Origin of the sequence: Shinella sp. HY16, from assembly GCF_028534175.1 — a bacterium.
Classification (GTDB): Bacteria; Pseudomonadota; Alphaproteobacteria; order Rhizobiales; family Rhizobiaceae; genus Shinella.
Genome location: NZ_JAHYXL010000005.1, coordinates 163,860 through 177,581, shown reverse-complemented (window position 1 = coordinate 177,581; position 13,722 = coordinate 163,860). Strand labels below are relative to the sequence as shown.

The window sequence follows — 13,722 nt, the reverse complement described above, 5'->3', positions numbered from 1 at the left end:
CATGAAGATCGTGACGAGCCTGAGTTTTCAGGGAGAATGTCGGGCGGCATTCGAATTCTACGCCAAGGTGCTGGGCGGCAAGATCACCGCTGCCTTTCCCTATGGCGAGGCCCCGCCGGACATGCCGATCACCGACCCGAAATACAAGGACTGGCTGATGCATTGCTGGCTGGAAGTCGGCGACCAGGCGCTGATGGGCGCCGACATGGATGCCGGCTGGGCGCCCAATATCGACAAGCCCAAGAACGGGTTCGACGTGACGCTGCACACCACGGACAAGGCCGAGGCCAAGCGCTGGTTCGACCAGCTCGCGGAAGGCGGCAAGATCGGCATGCCGTTCAGCGAAACGTTCTGGTCGCCCGGCTTCGGCTCCCTCGTCGACAAGTTCGGCATCCCGTGGATGATCAACAGCATTCCGTCGGCAGACTGGAAGCCGACACAGGGCTGACCGCGAACACCCAATGACCTCAGCGGCCCTGCCGATGGACGCACATGAAAGGCCACCGCCGCGACATCGGCGGTGGCCTTGTGCATCCACGATGGCAGTCCCTAGGCCTTGACGCGCGCCGCCTTCTGATCATAGGCCGGCGCAAGATGCACCGTCAGCGCGAACCGTTCACCCGCAAGGTCGACTTCAAAGCGCCCGTTCTCCAGGAAGGCCTTGTCCACGCCGGCGGCATTCTCGATGAGCCCCAGGGCGACGGCACGGCCGAGCGTGTGGCCATAGGCCGCCGAGCGGGCCTCGCCCACCGGCTTGCCGTCGCGAAGAATGAGCTCGCCGCCCCAGAGCATCGGCAGGGGATCATCGACCGTGAACTGCACGATACGCTTCGACGGCGTGCCGCTCGCCTTTGCCGCAACCAGCGCTTCCCGGCCGATGAAGCCACCCGCCTTGTCAAGAGATACCGCGAAGGAAAGACCCGCCTCATAGGGGGTGACGTCCGGTGTCAGCTCGCGGCTCCACGCACGATAGCCTTTTTCAAGCCGCAGCGCCTCCAGTGCATAATAGCCGCAATCCACCAGCCCGGCATCGCGTCCCGCCTCCTGCAGCGCCTCATAGACGCCGACGGCGAATTCCGTCGGTACGATCAGCTCCCAGCCGAGCTCGCCGACATAGGTCATGCGGTTCGCATAGGCGGTAGCATAGCCGATGTCGATCTCCCGGTTCGTGGCGAAGGGGAAGCCTTCGTTGGAAAGGTCCGCGCTGGTGAGGCGAACCAGGATGTCCCGCGACTTCGGCCCCATCAGCGCCAGGACCGCATAGGCCGAGGTCACATCGGTGAGCGTCGCATGGGCACCGGCCGGTATGTTCCTGCCGATCCAGTCCGCATCATGAACGGCCTGCGCCGAGCCGGTGATGAGAAGGAAACGGTCGGCCGCAAGGCGCAGGACCGTCAGGTCGCTCTCATAGCCACCCCGCTCGTTGAGAAGCCCGGTATAGACGGACCGGCCAATCTCCACATCAATCTCGGCCGCGCAGATCCGGTTGAGCACCGACACCGCATCCCGTCCCTGGACGAGAAGCTTGGCAAAGGACGTCTGGTCGAAAAGGCCGGCCGCCTCGCGCACCGCCTTCATCTCCCGTTTCACCGCCTCGTGCCAGTTCTGCCGGCCGAAGGCATAGGCGGTTACAGCCGCCTCGCCCGGGGCGGCAAACCAGTTGGCGCGCTCCCAGCCCATTTTCGAACCGAAGCAGGCGCCCTTGGCGGCAAGCCGGTCATAGAGCGGCGAACGGCGGAAGGGCCTGGCTGTGTCCAGCTCCCGGTTCGGCCAGGGCATGGCATAGTGCAGGCCGAGCGTTTCCTTGACGCGGTCGTGCAGCCAGCGGGGATTGTTGTTGAAAGTGGCGAAGCGGCGGATGTCGACGGGCCAGAGGTCCATGGTCGGTGCGCGGTTGACGATCCATTCCGCCAGCGCCCGTCCGGCGCCGCCGGCACTCGCGATGCCCATCGAATTGAAACCGGCGCCGACGTAGAAATTCTTCAGCTCCGGCGCCTCCCCGAGGATGAAGTTGTTGTCCGGCGTGAAGCTTTCAGGGCCGTTGTAGAATTTCTTGACCTCGGACGTGGCGAGCTGCGGCACGCGTTGCAGTGCGCTCTGCATGAGAATCTCGAACTGGTCCCAGTCGTCCGGCAGCAGGGCGAACTCGAAATCGTCGGGAATGCCGGCCATGCCCCAGGGCTTCGCCTCCGGCTCGAAGCCGCCCATGACGAGGCCTCCGACCTCCTCCTTGAAGTAGATGTAGCCGTCAGGATCCCGCATGACCGGCAGGTCCGGATGCACGCCCTCGATACGACCCGTGACGATATACATATGCTCGGCCGAATGGAGCGGCACGGAGACACCGCACATTTTCCCGACCTTGCGCGCCCATTGGCCGGCACAGTTGACGACGATCTCGGCCGAGATCGCCCCTCGATCCGTCTCCACGCCAGTGACGGCACCATTCGCCACGGAGACGCCGGTGACCCGGACACGCTCGAAAATACGCGCACCGCGGCTGCGCGCGCCCTTGGCAAGCGACTGCGTGAGATCCGTCGGATTGGCTTTGCCGTCGCCCGGCAACCAGACGGCGCCGACGAGGTCGTCGATCGCCATGACAGGCCAGAGGTCCTGCGCCTCCTTCGGCGAGATCACCTCGATGGCGACGCCCTGCGCCCGGGCGGAGGCGGCCGTGCGCTTCAGCACGGTCATGCGATCGGCGGTGCGCGCGACCGAAAGCGAGCCGCAGTTCTTCCAGCCCGTGGCAAGCCCGGTCTCGGCCTCCAGCTCGGTATAGAGCTGCGTCGAGTATTTGATGAGGCTCGTCATGTTGGCATGGCTGCGCAACTGGCCGACGAGGCCTGCCGCGTGCCAGGTGGTGCCGCCGCTCAGCTGCCCCTGCTCCAGGAGCACGACGTCCCGCCAGCCGAGTTTCGTCAGATGATATGCGACCGAGCAGCCGATGATCCCGCCGCCGATGATGACGACCTGTGCCTGCGTTGGAAATTCCTGTGCCATGAAACGACCTCCCGATGCCATGGAAGGCCGCACGGTAACAAAACACCGCCAAAGAGCAAGACAAAAAGTTACAAAATCTTACATTTCATCACGTCGGAACGATCAGGACCGGCCCCTTTCGCTCCAGCGCCTCGCAGATCGCTTCCGGCGGCAGGCGATCGGTAATGATACCGGCGGCAAGTTCGAAACGTGGAATGCGCAAGGGCGTCAGCCGGCCGAACTTGGAGCTGTCGAGCACGAAATAGGCCTTGCCCGCCGTCGCCACCATGCGCGAACGCTGCTCGGCGCCACTGCGGGTGAAGTCGGTCACCTCGCCATCGGGCGACAGGCCGCCACCGCCGAGAAAGGCGACGTCGACGCGAAAATGGCGGATCGCTTCCAGCGCATCGACGCCGACGGCAGCCTCCTCGTCCGGATCGATCTCGCCGCCCAGCATGTGCACACGCACCAGCGGCTGGCGGCACATCAAAAGTGCAATCGACAGCGATGTGGTACAAACTGTTAGGTTTTTCCGCTCCGCCAGCGCCTGCGCCACCGCCAGGGTCGTGGTACCGGAATCGAGGAAGACCACCATTCCGTCCCGCACGAGACCGGCCGCCGCCCGGCCGATTGCCGCCTTGGCATCGGCATTTTCCTCCCGACGCTCCGTAAAGGCCGCCTCGGTCGGCTCGAACAGGGTCGCACCGCCATGGACGAGGTCGAGCTGCCCGCGATCGGCAAGCAGCTTCAGGTCCCGCCGGATCGTCTGCCGCGACACATCGAAGAATTCGGCGAGTTCGGTGATACCGACCGTTCCATCTGCCGCGAGGCGGCGCAGGATCTCAGTGTGGCGGCGGGGGGCTAGGGCACGGGCGCTTTGACTGTCGGACATGATGTTATCTGCGATCATTTTTGTCGCTTTGACAAGCTGGACGAAAAAATGCGGCTAAATCCGTCCGTTCCGCCACCGTCGCCATCGCGGTCGGGAAAAATCTGCATATACTATGTCCGAATATGTTGCATAATGTAATGTTTTCTTTCATTTTGCATTTTCTCAACCCAAACCCGCTCAGGAGGAGACCATGCAACAGGCAGGCACATGCGGCCGTTCCTTCACCTTCTATCTGCTCGACGGTTTCTCGCTGCAGGCGTTTTCCGCGGCGGTAACGGTGCTGCGCCTTGCCAATGACGTGGAAGGCAGGCCGGTCTTTGGCTGGCGCACGGTCACAGCGGATGGTCGGCCAGCACTGTCATCCTGCGGCATGCGCGTTGCGGCGGACGGATCGCTCGCCGACGAACGGGAGGGGATGCTGCGGGCGGGGCAGACACGATGTGTCGTCGTTTGCGGTGGGCGACGGGTGCCATTGCCCGACCGGGCGCTGGAGGCCTGGCTTCGCCTGTGTGGCCGCAACCGGATAGTCGTCGGAGGTTTTGCCGGCGGGCTCTACCCACTGGCACGCGCCGGCCTTGCCGAAGGACGGCGCTGCGCCGTGCACTGGGAACACTTTCCGGACTTCTCGGAACGGTTTTTCGGTGCCAAGGCCTGCCAGACCGCCTTCGAGATCGACGGCGGGCTCTATACCTGCGCCGGTGGCAACGCCCCCTTCGACATGCTCCTGTGCGCCGTCCTGGCAGACCTCGGCGCGGATGCCGCCAACCGCATCTGCGAGATCGCCCTGTGCGAGCGGTTACGCCAGACCGGTGAGCGCCAGCGCCTGCCATTGCAGGCCCGGCTCGGGATCGACAATGCCTTCCTGATCAAGGTCATTTCACAGATGGAGGCCAACCTTGCCGAGCCCTTGCGGCTGACCGACCTGTCGCCGGCAAGCGGCCTCTCCCGGCGCCAGATGGAGCGCCTGTTCCAGCGGGAGATGGGGCGTACGCCGGCGCGGTACTATCTCGACCTGCGGCTGGAGCGCGCCCATCTCCTGCTGCTCACCTCCTCGTTGCCCGTCATCGAGATCGCCATGGCCTGCGGCTTCTCCACCGCCTCGCATTTTTCACGCACCTACCGCGAGCGCTACGGCTGCACGCCGCAGCGCTCGCGCATGGCGGAACAGGAGCGTCAACGTCAGCCGGGTCGTGATCAGAGGGCAATGGCGGAGTACCGCGTCGCCTGACGGGGTCACTTGCTGGTTTCCAGCCGGCGCGCGCCCTTACTCCGCCTGGAGGAAGGGCGCGTTTCGTTTGCGCTATCGCCAGGCCTGCGTGCGGGCGAGGAGACCACGGGCGATCAGCGCGTGAATCAGCTTGGCCGCGACATTGGTGTAGAAGATCATCATGCCCATCGCCGCCGCAGGAGCGATATCCCCAGCATCATCCATATTGAGCACGGCAACCGAAGCGAGCTTGGTGTCGGTGGAATAGAGGAAGACCACTGCCGAGACCGTCGTCATCGCGTTGACGAAAAGATAGATCGCGATGTTGAGGATCGCCGGCAGGCAGACGGGCACCGTGACGCGGAAGAACAGCCGGTGGAAGGGCTGCTTCAGCGACGCGGCAACGGATTCGAATTCCGGGTCCATCTGCTTCAGCGCGGTGAGCGCGGTCAGGTGCGCCACCGTGTAGAAATGCGTCACCGTCGAGACGACAAGGATCGCCATCGTGCCGTAGATCGGGTTGAGCGGATTGGCGGGGTTGTTGAAGAAGAAGATGTAGGCAAGGCCGAGAACCATGCCCGGAACCGCCATCGGCATCATCGCCAGGAAGTGGAAGACACCGCGGCCGAACCGGAAGCCGTCCGCCTTCTCCACCATATAGGCGCCGGCGAAGACGACGAGCGAGCCGAAAAGCGCCGTCAGCAGGGCGAGCCGGATCGAGTTGTTATACGCCGCCCAGCCACCGCCATCCATCAGATCGAAGGCGAAGTTCTTCGTCGTCAGCGTCAGGTCATAGGGCCAGAACTTCACCACGGCGGCGATCTGGCACATGGCGATCATGCCAATGATGAAGAGGCTGACGAGACACGCGAAGGAGAAACACAGCGCATCCATCCGGGCATTCGGTTTTGGCGCATAGGGCACAGCGCGGGCGGATAGCAGCGCCACCTGCCGCCTCTGCATGCGCCGGTCAACGGCGAAGGCGAGCACGGCCGGCACGAGCAGGATGACGGAGACAACCGCCCCCATTTCGAAATTCTGCTGGCCGATGACCTGCTTGTAGATATCGACGGCGAGCATGCCATATTGCCCGCCGATCACCTTGGGCAGTCCGAAGTCCGTGATGACAAGCGTGAAGACGACGAAGGCGGCCGAGACGATGCCGTAGCGCGCGCCCGGCACCGTGACGGTCTTGAAGGTGCGCCATTTGCTCGCCTTCAGCGAGGCGGCCGCCTCGTAATGTCGCGCATCGGCGACCGAAAGCGCCGTGAGGATGATGAGGAAAGCGTGCGGCAGCGTGAAGAAGACGGAGCCGATGACGATACCGATCGGGCCATAGATCGAGTAACCGAACAGCCAGTCCTTGAAGACACCCTGATTGCCGAAGAGATAGACGAGCGCAATGCCGGGCAAAAGCGACGGAACGAGGATCGGGATGGTGAGGATGCCGCGGAAAAGGCCCTTCAGCGGCATGCAGCTTCGCGTCAACCCATAGGCGAGCGCAAACGCGATGGAAATGGTGACGACTGTGCTGATGGCGGCCATCAGCACAGAATTGGTGACCGACTGGGCAAGCGCCGGCGTCGAGAAGTAGGTCGCGAAATTCTCCAGGCCAAGGCTGCGCGCAGGGCGCAGCACGACGCGCCGGAAGGTGCCGGAATCATATTCACGCCACGCCGTGCCTTTTTCCAGCGTGGAGCCAGCCAGGAAGGCCGCATCATCCGTGATGCCGCGGATGCGATAGTGCACGGGGCTGCGGAACTTGAACTCCGGGAAGAATTTCGTCGCCGCAAGCCGGCCGTCCGAGCTGGTGGAAAGCTCGGCCTCCGACACCGCGCCAAGCTGCCGGTTGATGTCCGCTGCGGTAACGACCGGCCCCCAGTTCGCGCCGCTCTCGTCGCTCACCTGGAATTCGAAGGCGGCAAGGTCGAAATTATAGGTCGACAGCGACTTCGACAGCATGACGAAGAGCGGTGCACCAAGCGCGATGATGAGGTAGAGGCCGATGACGGCCATGAAGCCGAGCTTGATCCGGTCGTCGCGGGAGGTCTGCTGGCGCAGGCTTTTGCCGGCAAGCGGCAGGTGGGTCGCTTCGAGGGCGATCGTCATCCTCAAACACTCCTCGGATAGAGCAGCAGACGCTCGCGCGGGATCTCCACCTGGATGGCGCCTCCCGTTTCGATGCCGAGGCGGCGCACGGCATTGACGGAGAAATCGGCGACCAGCGTACGATCGCCGAGCCGGGGTGCGGTCAGCCGCGTACGCCAGAACATGCCGAGAAACTCCATCTCCTGCACTTCGGCGTCGATGAGGTTCTGCGGCGTCGCCGGGCGATCGACCGCATTGACGGCATGCGCATGCGCACCGTGCGGGATGATGTCGACGGGACGTACAACGGCGGTGGCGGTGTGGCCCGCCGAAAAACCCTCGGTCGAACAGCAGAAGGCCGAATGGCGGATCTCCACTTCGCCGTCCTTCAGCACCCGCGCCGAGAACTGGTTGGTTTCGCCGATGAAATCGGCGACGAACAATGTGCTCGGATGGCGGTAGATCTCGGTGGGCGAGCCGACCTGCTCGATGACGCCGTGGTTCATCACGACGATGCGGTCGGCCATGGCGAGCGCCTCCTCCTGGTCATGTGTGACCATGATCGTGGTGACACCGAGTTTGCGCTGCAAGGCCTTGATCTCGTGACGCAAATGGACGCGAACCTTGGCATCGAGCGCAGAGAGCGGCTCGTCGAGCAGCAGCAGGCCGGGCGAAATGGCGATGGCGCGGGCGAGCGCGATGCGCTGCTGCTGGCCACCCGAAAGCTGGGCTGGATACTTCTTGCCATGCGCCGACAGACCGACCGTTTCCAGGAGTTCGGACACGCGCGAAGCCACCGCTGCCTTGGAGCGGCCGGTGTTTTCCAGGCCGAAGGCAATGTTCTGCTCGATGGTGAGGTTCGGGAAGAGCGCGTAGGACTGGAAGACGATGCCGTAGTCGCGGCTGGAAGCCGGCAAGGTGGAGATATCGCGGCCGCCCTGCAGGATGGTGCCGCGCGATTGCAGGTCGAGGCCGGCGATCGCTCTCAGAAGGGTCGTCTTTCCGCAGCCGGAAGGGCCGAGGAAGCAGATGAACTCGCCCCTGGCAATGCTGAGCGAAATGTCGCGCAACGCGACGAAATCACCATACGCCTTCCAGAGATCGGCGACTTCCAGATAGGGGGCCGCGGCATCTGCGGAGCGGGGAAGGTTGGTGGGCGTCGGTTCGATCGACAGGGCATGTCTCATCTGCAAGCTCCGCTGGCTTCAGGAATTTCGGGACAATGCGAAGGGCGGAGCGCAGAAGCGCTCCGCCCGGCCGATCGGCTCAGCTCTTCGGCTCCGACTTGGCGTCGTAGCGCTTCTGCCATTCCTTCAGGACGGTGGCCCGGTTGTTGGCGGCCCATTCGAAGTCGTTGTCGATCATTCTGGAGGCGATGTCGTCAGGCAGGTGCTCGACCTTCTTTGCGACCCCGGGATAGGCAACGACGGCATAGCCGACATTGTACATTTCGTTGGCCTCCTTGGTCACCGACCAGTCGACCAGCGTCTTGGCCGCCTCGATATTGGCGGTACCCGCGATGATCGCCGTCGCCTCGGCCTCCCAGCCGGAGCCCTCCGAGGGGAAGATGATGTCGATCGGCGCACCGGCGCTCTTGGCCTTGGCGCCCGGGAACTCGAAGGAGACGCCGATGACGGCTTCGCCGGCACCCGCCATCTTGCAGGGCTTCGAGCCGGAATGGGTATAGGCCGAGATATTTTCGTGCAGCTTGTCCATGAAGGACCAGGCCTTCTCCTCGCCCCACATCTGCATCCAGCCGGAGACGTCGAGAAAGCCGGTGCCCGATGACGCCGGGTTCGGCATCACGACATGGCCCTTGTATTCGGGCTTTGTCAGGTCCTCCCAGCTCGTCGGTGCCTTCAGGCCAAGCTTTTCGCCCTCCACCGTGTTGTAGCAGAGCGCGGCGACATAAGCGTCCATGCCGACCCAGCTCGGCGGGTTGTCCTTGTCGACGAACTTCTTGTCGAGCGCTTCGACGCCCTTCGGCGCATAGCCTTCCAGCATGCCCTCGGTCTTGAGGAGGAGCAGCGAGGTCGCGGCAAGACCCCAGACGACGTCGGCCTGCGGATTGTCCTTTTCGGCCAAAAGCTTGGCGGTCATCACGCCGGTGGAATCGCGCACCCAGTTGATCTTGATATCGGGATGGGCCTTTTCGAAGGTCGCCTTGTAGCGGTCAAGGTCGACGGCCTCGACGGCGGTGTAGACCGTAAGCTGGGTTTCAGCGGCGGCAAGGGTCGGAAGCACGGCGGAAACGGCACCGGCAAGCATAAAAAGCGTGCGTTTGTTCATGATTGAAAATCTCCTCTGAAGGCCTGGAAAAATCCGGGAAGCGCGGCGGGCGATCTAGATGTCACCCTTCATGTGGTCGGCTTCAGGAGGCATTCTGGCAGGGGTTTTTGGTAAGTAAAATTTATTATTCTTATCGTTTGGAAGATAAAAACTATAATAAACCTGCCACTTGAACAGGCGTCTCAAAGCCCCTTGCTGCCGGAATCGGCACGCTCCGCAAGAAAAGCAGGCAACAAAAAAAGGGAGCCGCACGAAACGGCTCCCAGAAGGGGTGATCCCGCAGGGGATTGCTTCAGATCACCACGGCAAGGAGAAGGTCTTGACGTTGGTAAAGCTCTTCATCGCCTCGATGACGCCTTCCTTGTAGCCGTTGCCGCTGTCCTTGATGCCGCCGAACGGGCTCATCTCGATGCGGTAACCCGGCACTTCCCAGATGTTGACCGTACCGACCTTCAGCCCCGCGATGTATTTCTGCATGCGACGGAAATCGTTGGTGCAGACGCCGGAGGAAAGGCCGAAGGCAGTGGAGTTGGAGAGCGCGATCAGCGCGTCGTCATCGTCGGGTGCACGGACGATCGGGATGATCGGCGCAAAGGTCTCCTCCATGACGAGCTCGCTCGCATGGGAGACGCGGTCGACGACGATCGGCGGCAGCAGCGCGCCTTTGCGGCCGGGATTGTAGAGGATTTCCGCTCCCTCTTCCGCCGCCTGATGCACCCGGCGCTCGAAGACTTCGGCGGCCCTGGCGTGCACCACGGTGCCGAGCTCCGTCGCACGGTCCATGGGATCGCCGAATTTCAGCTTCTTCGCCCGCTCCAGCACCAGCGGCACGAAACGGTCGGCGACACGCTCCTGGCAGAGGATGCGCTTGACGGCCGTGCAGCGCTGGCCGGAATTTTTTGTCGCGCCGGCGACGGCGAGGTCGGCCGCCCTTGCGAGATCGTCGTCGGAGAGGTCGTTGAGGATGATCAGCGGGTCGTTGCCGCCGAGTTCGAGGATCTGGCGCTTGTAATGGGCGTGCGCAGCGATCAGCTTGCCGACGGGCACGCTGCCGGTGAAAGTGATCAAGTCGAAATTCGGATTGGTGATCATCTCCATACCGATATCGCCGGGCCAGCCGGTGACGACGGACAGCATTTCCGGCGGCAAACCAGCCTCATAGAGAATGTCGGCGAAGATGAGCGCCGTCATCGGCGTCAGCTCCGTCGGCTTCAGCACGACGCAGTTGTTGGTCGCGACGGCCGGGGCAACCTTGTGCGCCACCATGTTGAGCGGATGGTTGAAGGGTGTGATCGCCGAGATGGCGGTCAGCGGCTCGCGCGTTGTGAAAATCTTTCGCGCCTTGCCGTGCGGGGTGAGATCGCAGGAAAAAATCTCGCCATCGTCATGGATACACATCTGGCCGGACAGCGTCAGCACATCGAAGGCGCGGCCCACTTCGTAGAGCGAATCCTGCTTGGAAATGCCGAGTTCCCGCGTGATGAGATCGGAAATTTCCTCCTTGCGGGCGACGAGCAGCTCGGCCGCCTTCAGGAGAATGCGCTGGCGTTCGTAGCGCGTCAGCTTCGGCTGGTAGGCGGCCGCGATCTCGAAGGCCTTTCTGGCATGCTCGGCATTGCCGGCCGGAACGGTGCCGATGACGGCATCGTTCCAGGGGTAATGCACCTCGACCCGCCCTTCGGTATCGACCTTCTTGCCGGCGATCCGCATGGGCTCATGACGGATCGCGAATGTCGTTTCCACTTTGGTCATCGCCCCCTCCTCAATGCGCCGGCTGCGCGGCGGCGACGAGCGCGTAGTAGAAGGCGTCGAAATTGCGCAGCGTGCCGGCGGAAGAGAGTTCCGGCAGGGTGCGGTTGGCGATGAAGGGTACTTCCTGTTCCGTGAGGCCGCCATGCGAGCGCAGCGGTTCGTTGAGCGCGGCAAGATCGTGCCGGTGCTCGCTGGTGCCCAGCGTCTTGTTCTCCGAGGAAACGAGCACGATGTCGCCGATGCGGTCGTCCGGCAGCTCGAAGCGCACGCAGGCTTCCGGCCGCGACAGCACCACGTCGATGCCCTCGATCGCCTTCAGCCGCTCGATGATCTCCTCCTTGTCGGCCATTTCAGGCAGATAGGCGGTGGCGAAGGAGCCGAGCGCGCCGTGGTGCACGACATAGGGGTCGGTGATCGGCAGGATGACGCGGGCGGCATCCTTGCCGAGCCATTCGTCGAGCAGGTCCTGCACATAGACGACGTCGGGTGTGCCGTCCGTCTTGTGCTTCGGCTTCATGCCATGGTCGGCCGTGACGACGATCGCCGCGCCGAGCGCGTCGAGTTCGGTCAGGTACTTGTCGAACATCTCGTAGAAGGAATTGGCCTCCGGCACGCCCGGCGCATATTTGTGCTGCACGTAGTCGGTCGTGGTCAGGTACATGACGTCGGGGCGGAACTCCTTGAGGAGCTTCACGCCCGCGGCGAAGACGAATTCCGAGAGGTCGGCGGAATAGACCTCCGGCACCGGCAGGCCAAGCCAGGCCGAGGCGTTGTCGATGCCGTGTTCCGCCTTGGTAGACGTGTCGGACTTTTCCGAAGAGAAGCAGACGGCGCGGCCCTCGTCGAACTTCAGGCCATGGCCGAGCAGTGCGCGCAGCTTGTCCTTCGCCGTCACCACGGCGACCTTGGCGCCGGCATCATAAAAAGCCTTGAAGACGGTCGGCGCGCGCAGGAACCGCGGGTCGTTCATCATCACCTCTTTGCCGGTCGCGGGCTCATAGAGATAGTTGCCGCAGATACCGTGGATCGCCGGCGGGCGGCCGGTGGCGATGGAGAGATTGTTCGGGTTGGTGAAGCTCGGGATGACGCTGAGCGCGGTGCGCTCCGTACCTGTCTTGCGGATGCGCTTGAGCGTCGGCATCAGCCCGGCCTTGATGGCCTCGTCGAGATAGGCCGGCTCGCAGCCGTCGAGGCAGATGGCGATGGCCGGGACATTCGGCCAGGGATAGGTGCGGCGGTTGGCGGTGACGGTGATCTTGGACATCTGGTTCATCGGGGATTCCATTCTCGTTAGGCCGCCAGGCGGCTGCGTTCTTCAAGGGCGATGGCCGGCGGGGCGGCGCTGTCGACGCCCATTTCGGCAAGGGACGTGCGGGCGGCGTCCACCACACGGCGCATGACATGCTCGTCCATGCGGCCGATGCAGCCGACACGGAAACTGTCGACCACCGTCAGCTTGCCGGGATAGATGATGAAACCCTTCTCCTTCATCAGTTCATAGAAGCGGTCAAAAGCGAAGGCCGTGTGGGCCGGGCTGAAGAAGGTGACGATAATAGGCGAGAGCCATTGGTCGGCGAGCAGCGTCTCGAAGCCGGCCTCGCGCATGCCTGCTACCATGACGTCACGGTTGCGGGCATAGCGCGCGCCGCGGGCGGCAACCCCGCCTTCTTCGCGGTGGATGCGCAACGCCTCCAGGAACGCGGCGACGACATGGGTCGGCGGCGTGAAGCGCCACTGCCCGGTCTTGTTCATGTAGTCCCACTGGGCATGCATATCGAGGCTCAGCGAATGGCTGCGGCCCTTGGCGGCCTCAAGTTCGCTCTTGCGGGCGATGACGAAGCCGAAGCCCGGTACGCCCTCGATGCATTTGTTGGCCGAGGAGACGATCGCCTCGTAGCGGAAATCGGAAAGGCTGGCCGGCACCGCACCGAAGGCGCTCATGGAATCCACGAGAAGCTTGCGACCACGGGCGTAGACGGTGTCGGAGATTTCCTTCAGCGGGTTGAGGATGCCCGAACTGGTTTCGCAATGAACGACGACGACATGGCTGATGGCGGGGTCGGCATCCAGCGCCGCGGCGACTTCGACACCGCGCGGCGGCATGTAGTCACCCTTGTCGATGACGGCATGGTCGCGGCCGAGATAGGACAGCGTCTGGGCGATACGCTTGCCATAGGCGCCGTTGCTCAGCACCAGCACCTTGCCGTCCTTCGGCACGAAGCTGGCGAGCATCGCCTCCACCGAGAATGAGCCGCTGCCCTGCATCGGCACGCAGTCGAATTCGCCTGCCGTATCGCCGGCGATCTCAAGCAACTGGCGGCGCAGGTCCGCCGTCATGGCGCGGAAGTCGCCATCCCAGGAGCCCCAGTCCCGCAGCATGGCTTCCTTGACTTCGTATGCCGTCGTCAGCGGGCCGGGTGTCAGGAGATAGGGCTCGCCGAGCCGTGGCGTCTCCAGCGGTGCGATGGTTCTGTCAGAAGCGGTGTTGGGCATGGTCCGTCCTCGCATTTGGCTT

Annotated in this window: 10 protein-coding genes; 2 read left to right on the top strand and 8 right to left on the bottom strand. The window is 63.5% G+C overall.

The window, feature by feature from the left end:
* Position 1: 1 nt before the first annotated feature.
* Complete coding sequence (locus K0P03_RS31245) at positions 2–448, top strand: VOC family protein (RefSeq protein WP_023514203.1); 447 nt, start codon at positions 2–4, stop codon at positions 446–448.
* A gap of 101 nt (positions 449–549) precedes the next feature.
* Here the strand turns inward: K0P03_RS31245 and K0P03_RS31240 are convergent, their stop codons facing one another.
* Together K0P03_RS31240 and K0P03_RS31235 are read right to left on the bottom strand one after the other, a co-directional pair.
* Complete coding sequence (locus K0P03_RS31240) at positions 550–3,000, bottom strand: GcvT family protein (RefSeq protein ID WP_272791670.1); 2,451 nt, start codon at positions 2,998–3,000, stop codon at positions 550–552.
* A gap of 88 nt (positions 3,001–3,088) precedes the next feature.
* Positions 3,089–3,871 (bottom strand): DeoR/GlpR family DNA-binding transcription regulator, encoded by a 783-nt coding sequence (locus K0P03_RS31235; RefSeq protein ID WP_272791669.1) that lies wholly within the window; start codon positions 3,869–3,871, stop codon positions 3,089–3,091.
* Between the two features lie 190 nt (positions 3,872–4,061).
* Here K0P03_RS31235 and K0P03_RS31230 point away from each other — a divergent pair, with 190 nt between their 5' ends.
* Positions 4,062–5,099: a GlxA family transcriptional regulator gene (locus tag K0P03_RS31230; RefSeq protein ID WP_272791668.1), complete on the top strand. Its 1,038-nt coding sequence runs from the start codon at positions 4,062–4,064 to the stop codon at positions 5,097–5,099.
* A 72-nt stretch (positions 5,100–5,171) separates the two neighbouring features.
* Here K0P03_RS31230 and K0P03_RS31225 read toward each other — a convergent pair whose 3' ends face one another.
* The 6 genes from K0P03_RS31225 to K0P03_RS31200 all read right to left on the bottom strand — a co-directional run bounded on the left by K0P03_RS31225 (position 5,172) and on the right by K0P03_RS31200 (position 13,700).
* A complete protein-coding gene (locus tag K0P03_RS31225; RefSeq protein WP_272791667.1) occupies positions 5,172–7,187 on the bottom strand; it encodes a putative 2-aminoethylphosphonate ABC transporter permease subunit in 2,016 nt (671 codons plus the stop codon).
* A gap of 2 nt (positions 7,188–7,189) precedes the next feature.
* The gene (locus K0P03_RS31220) at positions 7,190–8,353 is read right to left on the bottom strand and encodes a putative 2-aminoethylphosphonate ABC transporter ATP-binding protein (protein ID WP_050745221.1); all 1,164 of its coding nucleotides are present in this window, start codon (positions 8,351–8,353) and stop codon (positions 7,190–7,192) included.
* Between the two features lie 79 nt (positions 8,354–8,432).
* Positions 8,433–9,455 carry a putative 2-aminoethylphosphonate ABC transporter substrate-binding protein gene (locus tag K0P03_RS31215; RefSeq protein WP_023513907.1) on the bottom strand — a complete coding sequence of 341 codons (1,023 nt, stop codon included), beginning with the start codon at positions 9,453–9,455 and terminating at the stop codon, positions 8,433–8,435.
* A gap of 297 nt (positions 9,456–9,752) precedes the next feature.
* Positions 9,753–11,207: a phosphonoacetaldehyde dehydrogenase gene (gene phnY, locus K0P03_RS31210; RefSeq protein WP_023513908.1), complete on the bottom strand. Its 1,455-nt coding sequence runs from the start codon at positions 11,205–11,207 to the stop codon at positions 9,753–9,755.
* Positions 11,208–11,217: 10 nt separating this feature from the next.
* Positions 11,218–12,480 carry a phosphonoacetate hydrolase gene (gene phnA / locus K0P03_RS31205; protein ID WP_023513909.1) on the bottom strand — a complete coding sequence of 421 codons (1,263 nt, stop codon included), beginning with the start codon at positions 12,478–12,480 and terminating at the stop codon, positions 11,218–11,220.
* A gap of 17 nt (positions 12,481–12,497) precedes the next feature.
* A complete protein-coding gene (locus K0P03_RS31200) occupies positions 12,498–13,700 on the bottom strand; it encodes a 2-aminoethylphosphonate--pyruvate transaminase (protein ID WP_023513910.1) in 1,203 nt (400 codons plus the stop codon).
* Positions 13,701–13,722: the final 22 nt, after the last annotated feature.

What these genes read in the sequence shown, in the direction of transcription:
- phnA (WP_023513909.1), bottom strand. Translation starts at nt 12,480, where the DNA reads ATGAACCAGATGTCCAAGATCACCGTCACCGCCAACCGCCGCACCTAT.
- K0P03_RS31200 (WP_023513910.1), bottom strand. Translation starts at nt 13,700, where the DNA reads ATGCCCAACACCGCTTCTGACAGAACCATCGCACCGCTGGAGACGCCA.
- K0P03_RS31220 (WP_050745221.1), bottom strand. Translation starts at nt 8,353, where the DNA reads ATGAGACATGCCCTGTCGATCGAACCGACGCCCACCAACCTTCCCCGC.
- K0P03_RS31235 (WP_272791669.1), bottom strand. Translation starts at nt 3,871, where the DNA reads ATGTCCGACAGTCAAAGCGCCCGTGCCCTAGCCCCCCGCCGCCACACT.
- K0P03_RS31215 (WP_023513907.1), bottom strand. Translation starts at nt 9,455, where the DNA reads ATGAACAAACGCACGCTTTTTATGCTTGCCGGTGCCGTTTCCGCCGTG.
- K0P03_RS31230 (WP_272791668.1), top strand. Translation starts at nt 4,062, where the DNA reads ATGCAACAGGCAGGCACATGCGGCCGTTCCTTCACCTTCTATCTGCTC.
- phnY (WP_023513908.1), bottom strand. Translation starts at nt 11,207, where the DNA reads ATGACCAAAGTGGAAACGACATTCGCGATCCGTCATGAGCCCATGCGG.
- K0P03_RS31245 (WP_023514203.1), top strand. Translation starts at nt 2, where the DNA reads ATGAAGATCGTGACGAGCCTGAGTTTTCAGGGAGAATGTCGGGCGGCA.
- K0P03_RS31225 (WP_272791667.1), bottom strand. Translation starts at nt 7,187, where the DNA reads ATGACGATCGCCCTCGAAGCGACCCACCTGCCGCTTGCCGGCAAAAGC.
- K0P03_RS31240 (WP_272791670.1), bottom strand. Translation starts at nt 3,000, where the DNA reads ATGGCACAGGAATTTCCAACGCAGGCACAGGTCGTCATCATCGGCGGC.